14 protein-coding genes are annotated in these 13,813 nt (G+C 63.4%); 8 read left to right on the forward strand and 6 right to left on the reverse strand.

The features are described 5' to 3' along the window. A partial coding sequence (locus tag ACE3S9_RS06225) for a DUF1549 domain-containing protein (RefSeq protein WP_374545577.1) occupies positions 1 to 1,496 on the reverse strand: 1,496 nt, incomplete at its 3' end. A 110-nt stretch (positions 1,497 to 1,606) separates the two neighbouring features. On the opposite strand from ACE3S9_RS06225, the gene ACE3S9_RS06230 reads away from it, so the two are divergent. From ACE3S9_RS06230 to ACE3S9_RS06245, 4 genes are all read left to right on the forward strand, one after another. Further along, entirely contained in the window at positions 1,607 to 1,888 is a 282-nt protein-coding gene (locus tag ACE3S9_RS06230) for a hypothetical protein (RefSeq protein WP_374545578.1), read from the forward strand. A gap of 107 nt (positions 1,889 to 1,995) precedes the next feature. Next, positions 1,996 to 4,533, forward strand: a complete 2,538-nt coding sequence (locus tag ACE3S9_RS06235; protein WP_374545579.1) for a TonB-dependent receptor — start codon at positions 1,996 to 1,998, stop codon at positions 4,531 to 4,533. Further along, positions 4,533 to 5,225, forward strand: coding sequence for a cytochrome c (locus ACE3S9_RS06240; RefSeq protein WP_374545580.1), 693 nt, complete (start codon positions 4,533 to 4,535; stop codon positions 5,223 to 5,225). The genes ACE3S9_RS06235 and ACE3S9_RS06240 overlap by 1 nt, the downstream gene beginning before the upstream one ends. Before the next feature lie 48 nt (positions 5,226 to 5,273). Next, entirely contained in the window at positions 5,274 to 5,882 is a 609-nt protein-coding gene (locus ACE3S9_RS06245) for a helix-turn-helix domain-containing protein (RefSeq protein ID WP_374545581.1), read from the forward strand. A 186-nt stretch (positions 5,883 to 6,068) separates the two neighbouring features. Here the strand turns inward: ACE3S9_RS06245 and tolR are convergent, their stop codons facing one another. Genes tolR through ACE3S9_RS06260 form a run of 3 tightly spaced genes read right to left on the reverse strand, consistent with a single transcriptional unit; the run spans position 6,069 to position 8,043 of the window. After that, entirely contained in the window at positions 6,069 to 6,506 is a 438-nt protein-coding gene (tolR, locus tag ACE3S9_RS06250) for a protein TolR (RefSeq protein ID WP_374545582.1), read from the reverse strand. Further along, positions 6,487 to 7,224, reverse strand: a complete 738-nt coding sequence (locus ACE3S9_RS06255) for a MotA/TolQ/ExbB proton channel family protein (protein WP_374545583.1) — start codon at positions 7,222 to 7,224, stop codon at positions 6,487 to 6,489. The genes tolR and ACE3S9_RS06255 overlap by 20 nt, the downstream gene beginning before the upstream one ends. A 33-nt stretch (positions 7,225 to 7,257) precedes the next feature. After that, the gene (locus tag ACE3S9_RS06260) at positions 7,258 to 8,043 is read right to left on the reverse strand and encodes an energy transducer TonB (RefSeq protein ID WP_374545584.1); all 786 of its coding nucleotides are present in this window, start codon (positions 8,041 to 8,043) and stop codon (positions 7,258 to 7,260) included. Between the two features lie 258 nt (positions 8,044 to 8,301). Here ACE3S9_RS06260 and ACE3S9_RS06265 point away from each other — a divergent pair, with 258 nt between their 5' ends. After that, positions 8,302 to 8,754, forward strand: coding sequence for an Rrf2 family transcriptional regulator (locus tag ACE3S9_RS06265; protein WP_374545585.1), 453 nt, complete (start codon positions 8,302 to 8,304; stop codon positions 8,752 to 8,754). Between the two features lie 74 nt (positions 8,755 to 8,828). Then, a complete protein-coding gene (locus ACE3S9_RS06270; protein WP_374545590.1) occupies positions 8,829 to 9,320 on the forward strand; it encodes a heme-binding protein in 492 nt (163 codons plus the stop codon). Between the two features lie 62 nt (positions 9,321 to 9,382). On the opposite strand, the gene ACE3S9_RS06275 is transcribed toward ACE3S9_RS06270, so the two are convergent. Both ACE3S9_RS06275 and ACE3S9_RS06280 read right to left on the reverse strand, forming a co-directional pair. Beyond that, complete coding sequence (locus ACE3S9_RS06275; RefSeq protein ID WP_374545586.1) at positions 9,383 to 9,871, reverse strand: cupin domain-containing protein; 489 nt, start codon at positions 9,869 to 9,871, stop codon at positions 9,383 to 9,385. A 57-nt stretch (positions 9,872 to 9,928) separates the two neighbouring features. Then, positions 9,929 to 11,407, reverse strand: coding sequence for an MBL fold metallo-hydrolase (locus ACE3S9_RS06280; protein WP_374545587.1), 1,479 nt, complete (start codon positions 11,405 to 11,407; stop codon positions 9,929 to 9,931). A gap of 301 nt (positions 11,408 to 11,708) precedes the next feature. Here ACE3S9_RS06280 and ACE3S9_RS06285 point away from each other — a divergent pair, with 301 nt between their 5' ends. Next, entirely contained in the window at positions 11,709 to 12,434 is a 726-nt protein-coding gene (locus ACE3S9_RS06285; protein WP_374545588.1) for an outer membrane protein, read from the forward strand. Between the two features lie 93 nt (positions 12,435 to 12,527). After that, positions 12,528 to 13,813 (forward strand): sulfatase-like hydrolase/transferase (locus ACE3S9_RS06290; protein ID WP_374545589.1); only part of this gene is annotated, 1,286 nt, incomplete at its 3' end.

The following is a 13,813-nucleotide window of genomic DNA, read 5'->3' on the forward strand; positions in this document are numbered from 1 at the left end:
TTGGGCGCGTCCGGATGGCCCAGCTCCTCGACGCCGGTGATGGTGTCGGAGCCCTGTTCCGGCCTGTCCTTCACCGATTGCTGCAGGGCGCGGGCGAGCTTCAGCCATTTTTCGAGATCGGCCTTGGTCTCGGGACCATAGCCGGGCGCCTCCTTGTCCTCGCCGACATAGCGCAGATAGGCGTTGACGATCAGTTCGTCATTGGTGACGTTCTTGTTGATCAGGCGGTGATTGACCCAGCGATCGAGCGGCGTCCAATCCTTTTCTGCCTTGAAGACGGCGTCGCGGCTGTCGGTGAGATAGCGCTCCTTGTGATAGGTGAAGGCCTTGTCGCGATATTTCTCGATCAGCGGCCTGGACTGGGCGCGGATGTCCTTGATCTTCTCTTCATATTCGGCGACGTCCTTCTGATAGGCGATCTCCGAATAGCCGCGGACCGCCTGGAATTCCTCGGTGGTCGAGGTGTTCGCGAAGAACGCCTGAAGGGAGTAGTAATCCTTCATGGTGATCTTGTCGGTCTTGTGATTGTGGCAGCGCGCGCAGCCGATCGTGCTGCCGAGGAAGACCGAGCCGACCGTATCCGTCATATCCGTGGTGATCTGATATTTGCGCTGCACGAGGTCGCGCGAATTGGGATTGTCCGGATAGGCGGTCAGGAAGCCGGTGGCGATCAGCGCTTCCTGATTGTTCGGGAAGATTTCATCGCCCGCGATCTGCTCCTCGATGAAGCGCGAATAGGGCTTGTCCTGATTGAACGACGCGATCACGTAATCGCGATAGCGATAATAGTTCAGGCGCGTGGCGTCGCCCTGGAAGCCGGCGGAATCGGCGTAGCGCGCGAGATCGAGCCAGCGGCGGCCCTGGCGTTCGCCGTAATGGGGCGAGGCGAGCAGGCGGTCGACCAGTTTTTCATAAGCCTTCGGCGAGGAATCATTGGTGAAATTCGCCACCTCTTCCGGCGTCGGCAGCAGGCCCCAGGCGTCAAGGGTGGCGCGGCGAATGAAGGTGGCGCGGTCGGTGTCGAGCGAGGGCTTCAGGCCTTTGGATTCCAGCTTGGCGAGCACGAAGGCGTCGAGCGGCCGCAACGCCCAGTCCTTCTGCTGGACGTCGGGAATCGCGGGCGCGACCACTGGAACATAGGACCAGTGCGTTGGCGCCGCGGGCGCGGCTGGAGCGGCCGCCTGTTGCGCAGGGGCAGGCTGGGCCGGCGCGGGCTGGGCCTGCGAGCCGGATGCGGCCTGCTGGGCGGGCGAGGGAACTTGCGCGGGAGCGGGGGCTGCGTCGCTGACCGCCTTGGCGGGCGCCTCGGCTGGCTTGGCCTGGGCGCTGTCCGAGGCGGCGCCGGTCGCGGCGGCGACGGGTTGCGGCGGGGCCTCCGCAGACGCGGCGGGCGCCGCAACCGGCGCGACCGGGCGCTCCTCGGCGGCCACGACCGCGGTGATCGAGGTGAAACTCAACAAAAAGGCCAGATAGGCTTTTCCTCTTAGCGTGCTCATTGCATTCTCTCTCCGAAGACGTCGTGTGCCGTCACGGCGTGGATCGCCCACAGCGCAGCGCCATAAACATACTATTACGATAGGAATAAAAGGATTCACAACGCTTGACAATGGCGATTGTGTCGCCGCCGCGTAATTTTCCGCGGTCCGATTTCGGCGTCTTTGGCGCGTGTTTGGTGGGTAACGGCAACGATCTGGTTGAAAATTCTTCGCACGCGCTTCGAACAGAAAAAGCCGGACGGCGGTCGCTTATTTTTGAAAATATTGGTCTTTATGGCGCGTTCGGCAGGGCGGCGCGCCGACCGCCGCGCGGCGCGCGGGTTGTTGCGCCACGGTCACAGCGTGACCATTCATCCCCCGTTCAGAAGCTTTTTTCACCGCCGGGCGATTGACTCCTTTCTCCGGAGAAAATCATATTAAACTGATAGGATAAATTGACGTTCCGCAAATCACGTAACTTTGTCGTGATCTCTGTGCGGCGGCGGATCAGGGGGTTGTAATGAAGAGTTCGTTCCATCGCCGACGGCAAAAATGGCTGTCCGGCGTCGCCGCGTTGCCGATCGCCTTGGCGGGCGGCGCCGTCGCGCTTTCGGTTTTCGCGCTTCAGGCGCGCGCTGAGGACGCTCAGGTCGACGAGGTGACGATCACAGCGCGCGACCGCGCCGAGAAGGCGCAGGACGTGCCGCTGCCGATTTCCACGATCGGCCAGAAGACGTCCACGCGCGAGCATGTCGAGAGCTGGAGGGATGTGATCCAGCGCGTGCCGAGCTTCACGCCGGCCATCGCCAATCCCCGCACCGGCGCCAACGGCCTGCGCGGCATCACCGGCATATCAGGCGGCGCGGACGGCTCGGAAGGCGACGTCGGCCTGATCGTCGACAATGTGTTCTACACCTATATCGGCTTCTCCTGGTTCACCCAGTACGATATCGAATCGCTGCAGATCGCACGTGGCCCGCAAGGCACGCTGCTCGGCAAGAACACCACGACCGGCGCGATCATCATCAACACCAATCCGCCGAGCTTCACGCCGCAGACGACGACGGAAACCTCGTTCGGATCGCGTCGCTTCGCCGAGGAAAAGTTCACCACCACCGGTCCGCTCATCCCCGACACGCTGGCCTATCGCGTCTCGATCTTCGGCGCCAAGCAGGACGGCTGGCTCCCGAATCTCTACGGTCCGACGGAGCCCAAGGGCCAGGACACCAATCGCTGGGGCGCCCGCATCCAATTGCTGGGCACGGTCGAAAACATCACCGACCGCTTCATTTACGAGCATCTGGCGTCGGCGGAAACCAACAATGCGACGCCGACCTGGAACGACGGCTGGACGACCAATTTCAACGGCTTGCCGCGCTCGATCTCCGCGACCAACGCCTTGGGCGTGAAGCAGACCTTCCAGACGCCGCAGCAGGCGCTGGCCTATCTTTATCCGACCATGGCCTCTCGGTTCCAGCCGTATTATTTCAACACGGTCTATACCAATTTCGGCAATGTCGACACGCATACCAACGGCGCGTCGAACGAGCTGAACTGGCTGATCGGCGATTACAATCTGACCTCGGTTTCGGCCTGGCGCCATTTCGACTTCCATCCGAACAATTCGGACGGCAATTACGGCCTCTACCAATACCAGAACGACATCACCGGCTATGACGTCGGCGCCAATCAATATTCGCAGGAATTGCGTCTCTCGTCGCCGATCGGCGGCCCGATCGACTGGACGATCGGCTCCTATTTCCTGCGCGAGACGATCACTTCGAACTCTCGACGGCAATTCGGCCAGGATGCGGTCGCGCTGTTGCAGAAGAACGTCACAGGCAAGGGGCTCAACAATCCCGCCATTCTCACCGGCGTCGAATCCGATCTGTACGGTCAGGCGGGCATCACCACTTTCGCCCAGTTCGGTCAGTTGAATTACCATTATGACGAGAAGACCACGATCACCTTCGGCGTGCGCAATAGCTGGGAGGATCGCACCTCGTCCGACACCGGCTTTTATTTCGGCGGCGCCACGCTCCCGGCCAATCTGACCAATGTGCGCACCAATTACGTGATCTCGGAAACCGGCGGCACGAATTTCTATCTGCCCGGAGAACAGAAGACGGATTCGATCTCATTCCTGATCAATCCATCCTACAAGTTCAATGACAACGTCACCGGTTACCTGTTTGTCGGACGCGGCGTGAAATCCGGCGCCGCCAACACGGCGGCTGTGCCGCTCTACTACACCAATACAAGCTTTAATACCAACAATCAGGTCTATCCCATCGTCGGCTATATGCCGCCCATCACACAGCCGGAAGTGTCGCTCGACTACGAAATCGGCTTCAAATCGCAATGGTGGGATAACAAGCTGCAGGTTAACGCCAACGCCTATTGGAACGACATCTATAACTTCCAGGCGGTCCTTAACCAGAACTACACATTCGTCGATTCCTCCGGCAACACCAACATCGTCTCCAAGAGCTATCTCGGCAACATTCCTCAGGTTCGCCTGATGGGCGTCGAACTGGACGGCCGTTACTCGCCCCTCGAAAATCTCTGGATCAATGTCGCGGCCGCCTACAATGGCGCCTGGTATATCAGCTATCCCAATGCGACCCCTCCGGCCGACTATTCCGCCGCTTACCCCACTGCGCAGCTCAATCTTGCCGGCGTCACCATACTGAATGTGACGCCTTACAGCTTCGGCATTGGCGCGAATTACGAATATAGCGTCGGGTCCTATTTCGGCGAGAGCATCAAGGGCTATGTCTGGGGCAACCAGTTCTTCAAGAGCCTGACCTATTTCTCGCTCGGCCCGGCCTATACGCGCTATGTGCTCGAACAGGGCTCCTATTCCATCTTCAACGCCGGTTTCGGCTTCAAGACGGCCGACGAGAAATATGACATCTCGGTCTGGGCGAAGAACCTGTTCGACCGCCGCGCCATGAACAGCCAGGCGCTGTCAACGTCCGGCACGACGCTCGCCTATGGCACGGTCACCTGGGTCGACCCGCTCACCGTCGGCGCGACGCTCCGCACGAAGTTCTGATGGCGCGGGACAGGACTGACGGCCGGCGGCGGATTTTTCGCCGTCGGCGCCGCGCGTTGCTCGCCGCCGCGCTCTGCGTCTGGGCGGCCTCGATTGTCGAAACGCGCGGGCAGGATCTCGCGGGCGACGTGGCGCGCGGAAAAATCCGCTCCAAGGCCGAACAGTGCCAGGAATGCCACGGCGAGGCCGGGCAGGGCACGGCGGACCATTATCCCCGGCTCGCCGGACAATGGTCCGCCTATCTGCGCAAGCAATTGGGCGATTTCCAGTCGGGCGCGCGCAAGAACGAAATCATGACGGCGATGGCCTCGGAATTGTCGCCGCAGGATATCGCCGATATCGCCGCCTATTTTTCCGCGGCGCCGGCCGTGGCCGGGCGGCCCGGTTCTGCCAGCGCGCGCGGCGAAGAACTGTTCCGGCGCGGCGATCCGGCGCGAGCGCTGCCGGCCTGCGCCTCCTGCCACGGCCTGGCGGCCGAAGGCGTAGGGGTGGAAGGCGATCCCGTCCCGGTCCTTGCCGGTCAAAGCGAAATCTATCTCGCCAATCAGCTGTTCTTTTGGAAGGTCGAAGACCGCCACAACAGCGCGGGCGGCGTCATGAACGCCGTGGCCCGCGCCCTGAGCGCCGAGGAAATCGACGCCCTCGCGAACTATCTGTCGGGCTTGCGCCCTGCCGAGCAAAAGAAGGATTGACCAGAGATGGGAATTAAATCCATAGATAATCTAAATTATGAGGAACACATGAGAGTCAAACACACTGCCGGGCCGCCGGTTTCGGAGCATGACCTGGCTCTGATCATCGCCCAGCGGCTGCGCGGGCGCACCGACGACCGCGAACAGATCCTGGATGAACTGGCCGAACGCGCCGGGGTCGAGCCGCGCCTGCTGCGCGCCATCGCCAATGGCGAGCGGGCGCCGAGCATTTCGATCCTGTGGAAGATCGCCAACAGCCTCGACGTGCCCTTCGGCGCCCTGATCGCGCGGCCGCACCGCGGCGGGGTCGTGATCATCCGCCATAGCGACGACAATGTGCTCGAATCGAGCAATGGCGCCTTCAAGTCGCGCGCGCTCACCGCCTTCGGAACCAGCCCGCGCGTCGAAATCTATGAGCTGGCGATCGCGCCGGGCCATCTGGAAAAATCCCAGGCCCATCCGTCCGGGACGTCCGAGAATATCGTCATCGGCAAGGGGACGCTGGAAATCGTCGTCGGCCGGGAGCCGGCCTTTCGGCTGGAGCAGGGCGACGCGATCCATTTCTCGGCGGATGTGCCGCATTCCTATCGCAATATCGGCGAGGAGGAGGCGGTCGCGCATCTGGTGCTGAGCTATGACGATTTCAGCGCCGTCTGACTGAACGAAACGATGGCGTGAAAAAAAAGCCGGAAGGCCCTAAAGCGTTTTCGAGCGAAGTGGATACCGGTTCGCGTAAAGAAAACGCGTCAAAACAAAAAGCGAGATCGTTTCATTGTTTCCATGAAACAATGAAACGATCTCGGGGCTTCCGGCTTTTTCTTTTCGTCCGCGTGTGTGGCAGGGCTATTTGGCGGCCGTCTGGCCCGGCGCTTCGGAGACCAGCGCGACCTTGGTGAAGCCGGCGCTGTTGATCAGGCCCATCACCTCCATGACCGCGCCGTAATTGATGTTGCGATCGGCCCGGACATGGATCCGGCGATCCTTGTTGCTCTCTGAATCGCCATTCAATTCGTTGAGCAGATTGTCCTTCGCCACTTCCTTCTGATCGACGAAATAGAGGCCCGTGGCGTCGACGCTGACGACGATCGGCGGCTTCTGGTCGTTGAGCTGTTTGGCCTGCGCCTTGGGCAGGTCGACCGGCACGCCGACGGCCATCAGCGGGGCGGCGACCATGAACACGATCAGCAGCACCAGCATGACGTCGACCAGCGGCGTCACATTCATATCCGCCATCGGGGCGACGTCGCCGCCGCCGTCCTGATTACGCAACGCGAAGGCCATTGCGCTCTCCCTTCTTCGACAGGTGGCGGGACAGTTCGATTTCGAACACGCCGATGAAGCTCGCGACCTTCTTGCCGTAATTGCCGATATCCGTGCCGATCCGGTTGTAGAAGATCACCGCCGGGATCGCCGCGACCAGGCCGAGCGCGGTCGCGAACAGGGCTTCCGCGATGCCGGGCGCGACGACCGCGAGGCTGGTGTTGTTGGAGGCGGCGATGCCCTGGAACGAGGTCATGATGCCCCAGACCGTGCCGAACAGGCCGACGAAGGGCGACACCGCGCCGATGGTCGCGAGACTGCCCAGACGCGATTGCAGATGGCCGATGGCCGACGCGCTGGCGAGATTGGCGGCGCGATGCACGCGCTCCTGCAGGGCGTCGCGCTGGGCCTCGGTATAGATGAGGTCGGACGACCGCGTGAATTCCTCCGACGCCGCGCGATAGACCTGCGCCAGCGGATCATTGGGCGAGACCGCCGCGAAGGAGGGCGCCAGATGGCCGAGCGGCAATTCCGTCTGGATGCTCTTGATCAGTTTTTCCGCGCGCCGGTTGAGCAGCTTCACGCGGATTTCCTTGTCGAGGATCACCGCCCAGCCCCAGGCGGAGGCGAGGATGAGGAGGATCATCACGGTTTTGACCACCGCGTCGGCTTGTAGAAACAGGTCGACGGGCGAAAGCCCGTGGACGGCGGGCGCGGCGTTGGAGATGGGATCACTCATTGGGACGCTTTCTGCTGGTTCGGAAGGACTGGATCAGTTGTAGGAGAAGTTGATGACCCCGGAGAGGGCGGCGGGGCGTCCCGGCGGATCGACGGTCCCGATCCGTCCGCCGAGGCGCGACGCGACCGAGTCGAAGGCGGCGTTGCCGGAGGGCGTGATCGAGAACGAGGTCACGTGGCCGGAGGCGTCGACCATCACGCGATAGCTGATGCGGGCCGAGCGCGGCTTCTGCGATTCGGGATAGGCATTGGCGGCGGCGCGCGCGAGCCGGGCGTGGATCTGGTTGGCGATGGCCGATGGCGTCGCGCCGGCGGGAACCGGGACGGCGCGCGCAGGGGCCGCGGCGGCCGGGCGCGCGGGGGCGGGGGCAGGCTTCTGAGCCACGGGCTTGGGCTTCGGCTTGGCGGCGGGTTTCGGCGGCGGCGGAGGCGGCTTCACCGGCGCGACTGGCGGCTCCACGGCGGCGGGCGGCGGCGGGAGCGGCTCGGGCTGCGCCTCGGCCTGGGGCGGCGGGGGGGCGTCTGGCTGCGGCGGGACGACTGGCGCCGGCGGTTTGGGCTCTTCCACGGCGGGCGGCGGCGGGGTTTCCATCACCAGCTCCATCGGCTGCTCTTCCGGCGCCTCCTGCGGCCTTGTGGTGTAATTCAGGCCGGCGGCCAGGATCAGCGCATAAAGCGCCACGGCGGCCGCCTCGGCGAGGTAGAACTGGCGGGCCGGCCGCAAGGTGAGAAGGTTCTGGGCGCCGCTCAGCGCCTTTCCGATTTCGAATTCGGGACGCGCGGAATCGTCCCCTAATGCTGACGCGAATGCTGCTGTCATCGGGAAGCCTGTCCTTCCGATAGGGATTTATTATCCTATATACTTGATCGGAATAATCAGCAAGCAGCTTTGGCGGGATGTCGGCGCCGCGCCGGCGGGCCGGGCTTGAATCTGGCGTACGGAGACCGATCTGACGCTGTGGACGGAGCTGTTGCAGCGCAAAGGCGGCCGTTCGCGCGCGCGAGGTTTACCTCGGTGCGAGAATTACGATAAACAGGTCAGGAAATAGCGTCAGAGAATCGCGCGAGCCGGTGAACCATGCTGTCGAACAAAGCCAAATATGGACTGAAGGCGCTGATCCATCTCGCGGGCAGCGAAGGCGTGAGTCTCGCCGCCAATATCGCCGAGCAGAACAATATTCCGCGCAAATTTCTCGACGCGATCCTGCTTGAATTGACCCGCGCGGGCATTCTTTCCAGCAAGAAGGGCAAGGGCGGCGGCTATCTGTTGGCGCGCCGGGCGGACGCGATCACCGCCGGACAGATCATCCGCATCCTCGACGGCCCGCTGGCGCCGATCGCTTGCGCCAGCCGCACTGCTTACCGACCTTGCCTCGACTGTCCGGACGAGGCTGCCTGCGCCGTGCGCGATCTGATGCTCGACGTGCGCGACGCCATGGCGCTGATTCTCGACCGGACCTCGATCGCCGCCCTGCGGGCGCGCGGCAAGGCGCCGCCGGCGCCGGCGTTGAGGGGCTCGCAAAAGATATAAATCCTATCTGGAAGATATTGTTTGCCGCAGCTATAGTCCGGCGCGTTCCTCCCTTCCTGAAGGATTGCTCCGTGATGAAAGCAACGACCCGTTCCCTTCTGTTCGTCGCGCTGGCGGCGGCCGCCGTTTCGCCGGCCCGCGCCGATCTGCCGGCCAGGAAATATCTGCCTGCCGCGCTCGCCGTGACCATTGCGCAGACTGCCTATGAAAGCTGCGCGCAGCAGGGCTACAAGGTTTCGGTTCATGTCGTCGGCGACGAGGGCCAGTCCATCGTCGCCCTGCGCGGCGATGGAACCTCGCCACACACCTTCGAGAACAGCCAGCGCAAGGCCTATACAGCGCGCACCTTCCGCACGCCCTCGGGCGAATTCGCGCAGCGCGTGAAGGACAATCCGACCACCGGCGCGGCGCATCTCGCCGGCGTGGTCGCGGCCCAGGGCGCGCTGCCGATCAAGATCGGCGACGAGGTCATCGGCGCGGTCGGCGTTTCGGGCGCGCCGGTCGGCGACAAGGACGAAGCCTGCGCCAAGGCCGGCATCGACAAGGTCGCCGAGCAGTTGAAATAAAACGGCGTCGACGCGCCGTCCTGTCGGGCGGCGCGTCGTTCCGTTCCGCGCTCATCCAGCGCTCATTTCGGCTTCGGCCAATGATCGTCGCGGCTCGGGTCGGGCTTGCCGACCTGCGTGGTTTCGACCGGACCGATTCCGGTGATCTGGATGATCGTCTCCTCGTCGCCGGCTCCGTCCCAATGCGTCTTGCCGGCGGGATGCAGCACATAGGAGCCGGCCTTGATCGGCCGCGCCTTGTTGAAATCCAGCTCGTCGCCGGTTCCGTTCCACCACGTGCCCTTGATGACGGCGGCGTGCCGGTCCTGGGAATGGAAATGCGGATTGGAATGGAAGCCCGGCGGGAAGCGCACGCGAATGACATAGACGCCGGGCTTGGACGGATCGCCGAACAGCACGGCCTGTTCCGGCCCGACGCCGAGCGGGCTTTTGAAGGGCACATTTTCCGGCGCGAGATAGATGAAATCCTGCGGCGCCTGCGCCGACGCCGAAGCGCCGAAGGCGAGGACGGCGACCGCGCCGATTTTCATCGCGCGAAGCAATCTGGTCATGGCGGGCTTTCCTGAGAAGGCGTCGGCCGCCGTTGCGGCGACCGGCGAGGCAGGGCGTCAGCGCGAGGCGGTGTTCTGGCCGATGAAGGCGCGCAGATCGTCGAGGCTGGCGACGCGCGCGCCGTGCAGGCCGGCGATCTTCTCGACGTCGAGATTCAGGCGCTGAATGTTGTCATAGAGATTGACCGCATAGGGGTTCGGCGTCTTCGGCGCCGGCGCGCCCGCGGCGGCGGGCGAATAAGCGTCGGCCTCGATGGCGAGCTTCGCTTTCGGAACATAGATCAAGGCGAGATCGTCGCTGTGGCCGCTGCCCGCGAGTCGGAAAATCTTGACCACGCCGTCGCCTTCGCCCAGCGTCAGTTCGTCCTTGTAGGTCACGAATTGCGCCGGCTTTTTCGAGGCGGCGAGACGGTCGGGATTGATCTCGTGCGGATTGGCCCAGGCCTTCTCGTAATAGGGCTTGTCCAGTTCATGCGCGACAATGGTCGAGCCATGGTCGACGAAGGCGCGCAGGCCGCCGGCATGGTCGAAATGGACGTGGCTGTTGACAACATATTTGATCGGCTTGTTCGGCGCGATTTCGGAGACTTTCTGGATCAGAGCCAGCGAGCGCTCTTCGTTCAGCGGCGCCTCGATCAGGATGACGTAATCCTTCTCGATCACCGCCGCGCTGTGGTGGGTGCCGCCGGTGAGATAATAGACATTGTCGGCGACCTGTTCCGCCTTGACGACGACCGGCTGCGGCGTCGCGCTGGCGATGCTTTCCGGGATCGCGATTTGCACGGGCGCATTGAGTTTCGCCGAGGACACCACGAGATGCAGGATCGGATGGCCGCCTTCGCTGCGCGAAATTTCGGAGGGGAACAGAACGCCGCCGAACTCCTTGTAATCCTTGAAGCTCGTTTCGACCGGCGTGTCGCCGAGAACCGGCGTATCGATCCAGGTGCGGATCGACGCCACGCGGTCGTCGGCGTCGATAACGCCTTCATATTTGTGCTTGCCGAGTGCGAAGGAAACTTTCAATCCGCCGTCGGTCTTTTCGACCTTGGCGTTATGCGCTAGCGCGGCCTTCAGGAAGCCCTGCGGGGTCGACAGGATTTCCGCCGCGCGCTCCTCGACGGCGGGGAAAGCCGGCGTCGCGACGGGGGCCGCGTCGGGCGCGGCGTTCGGCGGCGGGCCGACGTTCCACGCCTTGTCGCCGGACAGCCAGGCTTCGATCTTCTGTTCGACCGGCGCCGGGCGCGCTCGCGCGGGATCGACGGTTTGCTGCCGGGCCAACGAGACATGCTCGGCGCCCGCGTCGAAATCAATCGCGGCGCTATAGCGGCTGACGTCGAATTGCGGCCACGGCCCGCCAGGAACGGGCGTCTGGCCGAATTGGAACCATTGTCCCGCGCCAGAGAATTCAAGCGAGTGGGCGGATTTCGCGCCGAGCTTTTCGGCGGCGCCTTCCAGCGAGGCCGCATGGGCGGCGAGCGCGCCGGTGGAAACGGAGAGGAAAAGGCCCAGGACGGAAGAGAGTGCAATATTCGACATGATGTTGCTCCGATATATTCCTATTAATAAAATAGGAATATATCGGAGGCGCGGTCAACCGTCGAAGGGCGGTACCCTGTCTGGGGCGAGGCTGGACCGCTCTATATCGCGGCGGCCAGTCGGCGCTTTATGGCATTCACCGCCGCGCTCTGTGGCTTTCGCGCAACATTGCTGCGCCTGAATCCGATTCGAGTGGTTTGGCGCTTGTCTATAAAAATATAAAACTGATAGGAATAATAATCTTATCACAAGCGCCGGCCGCGGCGCGGACCGTTCGGTTCAATCAGGGTGGCCAGACCTCATGCGTAAAATTCTTCTGTCGCTTCTCGCCTTCACAGCCCTTTCGGGCGCCGCTCACGCCGCTGATCTCGCCGCCGCCAAGGCGCCTCCGCCGGCCGCGCCCGCGTCGACGTTCAACTGGACGGGCGTCTATGGCGGTCTCCAGCTCGGCGGCACGTTCGGCCAGACCAATATTTATCTCACCGGCACGACGTTCAACACCAATGTCTACAATGGCGGCGTGTTCGGCGGCGCCTATGCCGGCTATAATTATCAGATCCAGAATTACGTGCTCGGCGTCGAAGGCGAGTTCAACGCCATCAGCAACAAGCAGTCCTCGAGCAGCCGGTTCGGCGCGAATCTTTATACCGCCGAGGTCTATTCCAACTGGCTCGGCTCGGTCGGCGCCCGCGCCGGCTTCGCGTGGAAGAACATCCTGATCTACGCCACCGGCGGCTATGCCTTCCTGAACAATGGCACAACCGTGAGCGTCAATGGCGTCGGCGTTTTCAACAACACGCAGAGCCTGAATGGTTTCGACGTCGGCGGCGGTCTGGAATACGCGCTCAGCCCCAATTGGTCCTGGCGGCTGGAATATCGCTATTACGGCTTCGACCGCGTGACCAACAATCTGCTGAATTCGTCGCGGCTGGTGTCGGAAAGCCCGACCCTCAATACGGTGCGCGTCGGCGCGACCTATCGCTGGTTCCCGGTCGAGCCGACGGCCGTCGCCCAGGCGAAATATTGATCCCAAATATTGATCCGCTGACGCGGTCACAAAGCGTTGCAAGAGCCTCGCGCGCGCCCGGCGCCGCGAGGCGTCTTTTCCGGAGTTGGCGCGATGTTGCGAAAAATCGTCTTTTCGGCGGTCGCCGCCCTTTTGCCGGGCGCCGCATCGGGCGCCGCTTGGGCGGAGGAAGTCCTGCCCAAGCCGGAGCCTGCGCCGGCGGTCATTGCGGATCCGTCACGCGACGCGACGGCGCCGAACTGGCCTGCGCCGGTGCGGGCGAAGGAGGGCGCGCCGAATGTCGTGCTCATCCTGCTCGACGACGCCGGCTTTGGCGCCACATCGGCTTTCGGCGGCCCGGCGCAGACGCCGGAACTGGAAAAGCTCGCCGCGCGCGGATTGCGCTACAACGCCTTCCACGTCAACGCCCTGTGCTCGCCCACGCGCGCCGCTCTGCTGAGCGGACGCAACGATCACCAGGTCGGATTCGGGACCGTGGCCGACGCCGCCAGCGGCTATCCCGGCTACAACGCGCATTGGCCGCGCAGCGCGGCGAGCGTCGCCCGCGTGTTGCGCGACAATGGCTACAGCACGGCGGCCTTCGGCAAATGGCACAACACGCCCTATGACGAGGTCTCGCCGGCCGGGCCGTTCGACCGCTGGCCGACGGGGCTGGGCTTCGATTATTTCTACGGCTTCCTCGCCGGCTATGACAACCAATGGTCGCCGCGGCTCTTTCGCAACACCAGCCCGGTGGACCAGACGCGCACGGCGGCGCAGGGCTATCACCTGACGACCGATCTGGTCGATGACGCCGTGAAATGGCTGCACGCCCATGAGGCGGTCGCGCCGCAAAAGCCGTTCCTGCTCTATTTCGCGCCGGGCGCGACCCATTGGCCGCATCAGGTTCCGAAGGAATGGATCGCGAAATATAAAGGCAAGTTCGATCAGGGCTGGGACAAGCTGCGCGAAGAGACATTTGCGCGGCAGAAGGCGCTCGGAATCCTTCCCGCCAATGCGGAACTGACGCCGCGCCCAGCCGAACTGCCCGCCTGGGACTCGCTTCCGGCCGATCAGCGCGCTTTGTTCGCGCGGCCGATGGAAGTCTATGCCGCCTTCATGGAGCACACCGATCACGAGGTTGGCCGGCTGCTGGCGACGCTGCAGCAGGATGGAATCGCGGACAACACGCTGGTGCTCTATATCGCCGGCGACAATGGCGGCAGCGGCGAGGGCGGGCTCGAAGGCCGCGACGTAATCCGCGCGGACGGTTCGGTTCCGCCCGCCGCCGAGCGGCTGAAACAGGCCGGCAAATTCGGCGGCGAGGAATTCGACAATCATTACGCCGCCGCCTGGGCCTGGGCCAGCAGCACGCCATTCCAATGGACCAAACAGGTCGC

Origin of the sequence: Rhodoblastus sp. (assembly GCF_041915505.1) — a bacterium.
Lineage (GTDB): Bacteria > Pseudomonadota > Alphaproteobacteria > Rhizobiales > Beijerinckiaceae > Rhodoblastus.

Bases quoted from the DNA above. Each gene is read 5' to 3' on its own strand.
- ACE3S9_RS06265 (WP_374545585.1), top strand. From the start codon at position 8,302: ATGCTGTCGAACAAAGCCAAATATGGACTGAAGGCGCTGATCCATCTC.
- ACE3S9_RS06275 (WP_374545586.1), bottom strand. From the start codon at position 9,871: ATGACCAGATTGCTTCGCGCGATGAAAATCGGCGCGGTCGCCGTCCTC.
- ACE3S9_RS06260 (WP_374545584.1), bottom strand. From the start codon at position 8,043: ATGACAGCAGCATTCGCGTCAGCATTAGGGGACGATTCCGCGCGTCCC.
- tolR (WP_374545582.1), bottom strand. From the start codon at position 6,506: ATGGCCTTCGCGTTGCGTAATCAGGACGGCGGCGGCGACGTCGCCCCG.
- ACE3S9_RS06240 (WP_374545580.1), top strand. From the start codon at position 4,533: ATGGCGCGGGACAGGACTGACGGCCGGCGGCGGATTTTTCGCCGTCGG.
- ACE3S9_RS06270 (WP_374545590.1), top strand. From the start codon at position 8,829: ATGAAAGCAACGACCCGTTCCCTTCTGTTCGTCGCGCTGGCGGCGGCC.
- ACE3S9_RS06245 (WP_374545581.1), top strand. From the start codon at position 5,274: ATGAGAGTCAAACACACTGCCGGGCCGCCGGTTTCGGAGCATGACCTG.
- ACE3S9_RS06235 (WP_374545579.1), top strand. From the start codon at position 1,996: ATGAAGAGTTCGTTCCATCGCCGACGGCAAAAATGGCTGTCCGGCGTC.
- ACE3S9_RS06285 (WP_374545588.1), top strand. From the start codon at position 11,709: ATGCGTAAAATTCTTCTGTCGCTTCTCGCCTTCACAGCCCTTTCGGGC.
- ACE3S9_RS06280 (WP_374545587.1), bottom strand. From the start codon at position 11,407: ATGTCGAATATTGCACTCTCTTCCGTCCTGGGCCTTTTCCTCTCCGTT.
- ACE3S9_RS06230 (WP_374545578.1), top strand. From the start codon at position 1,607: ATGGCGATTGTGTCGCCGCCGCGTAATTTTCCGCGGTCCGATTTCGGC.
- ACE3S9_RS06255 (WP_374545583.1), bottom strand. From the start codon at position 7,224: ATGAGTGATCCCATCTCCAACGCCGCGCCCGCCGTCCACGGGCTTTCG.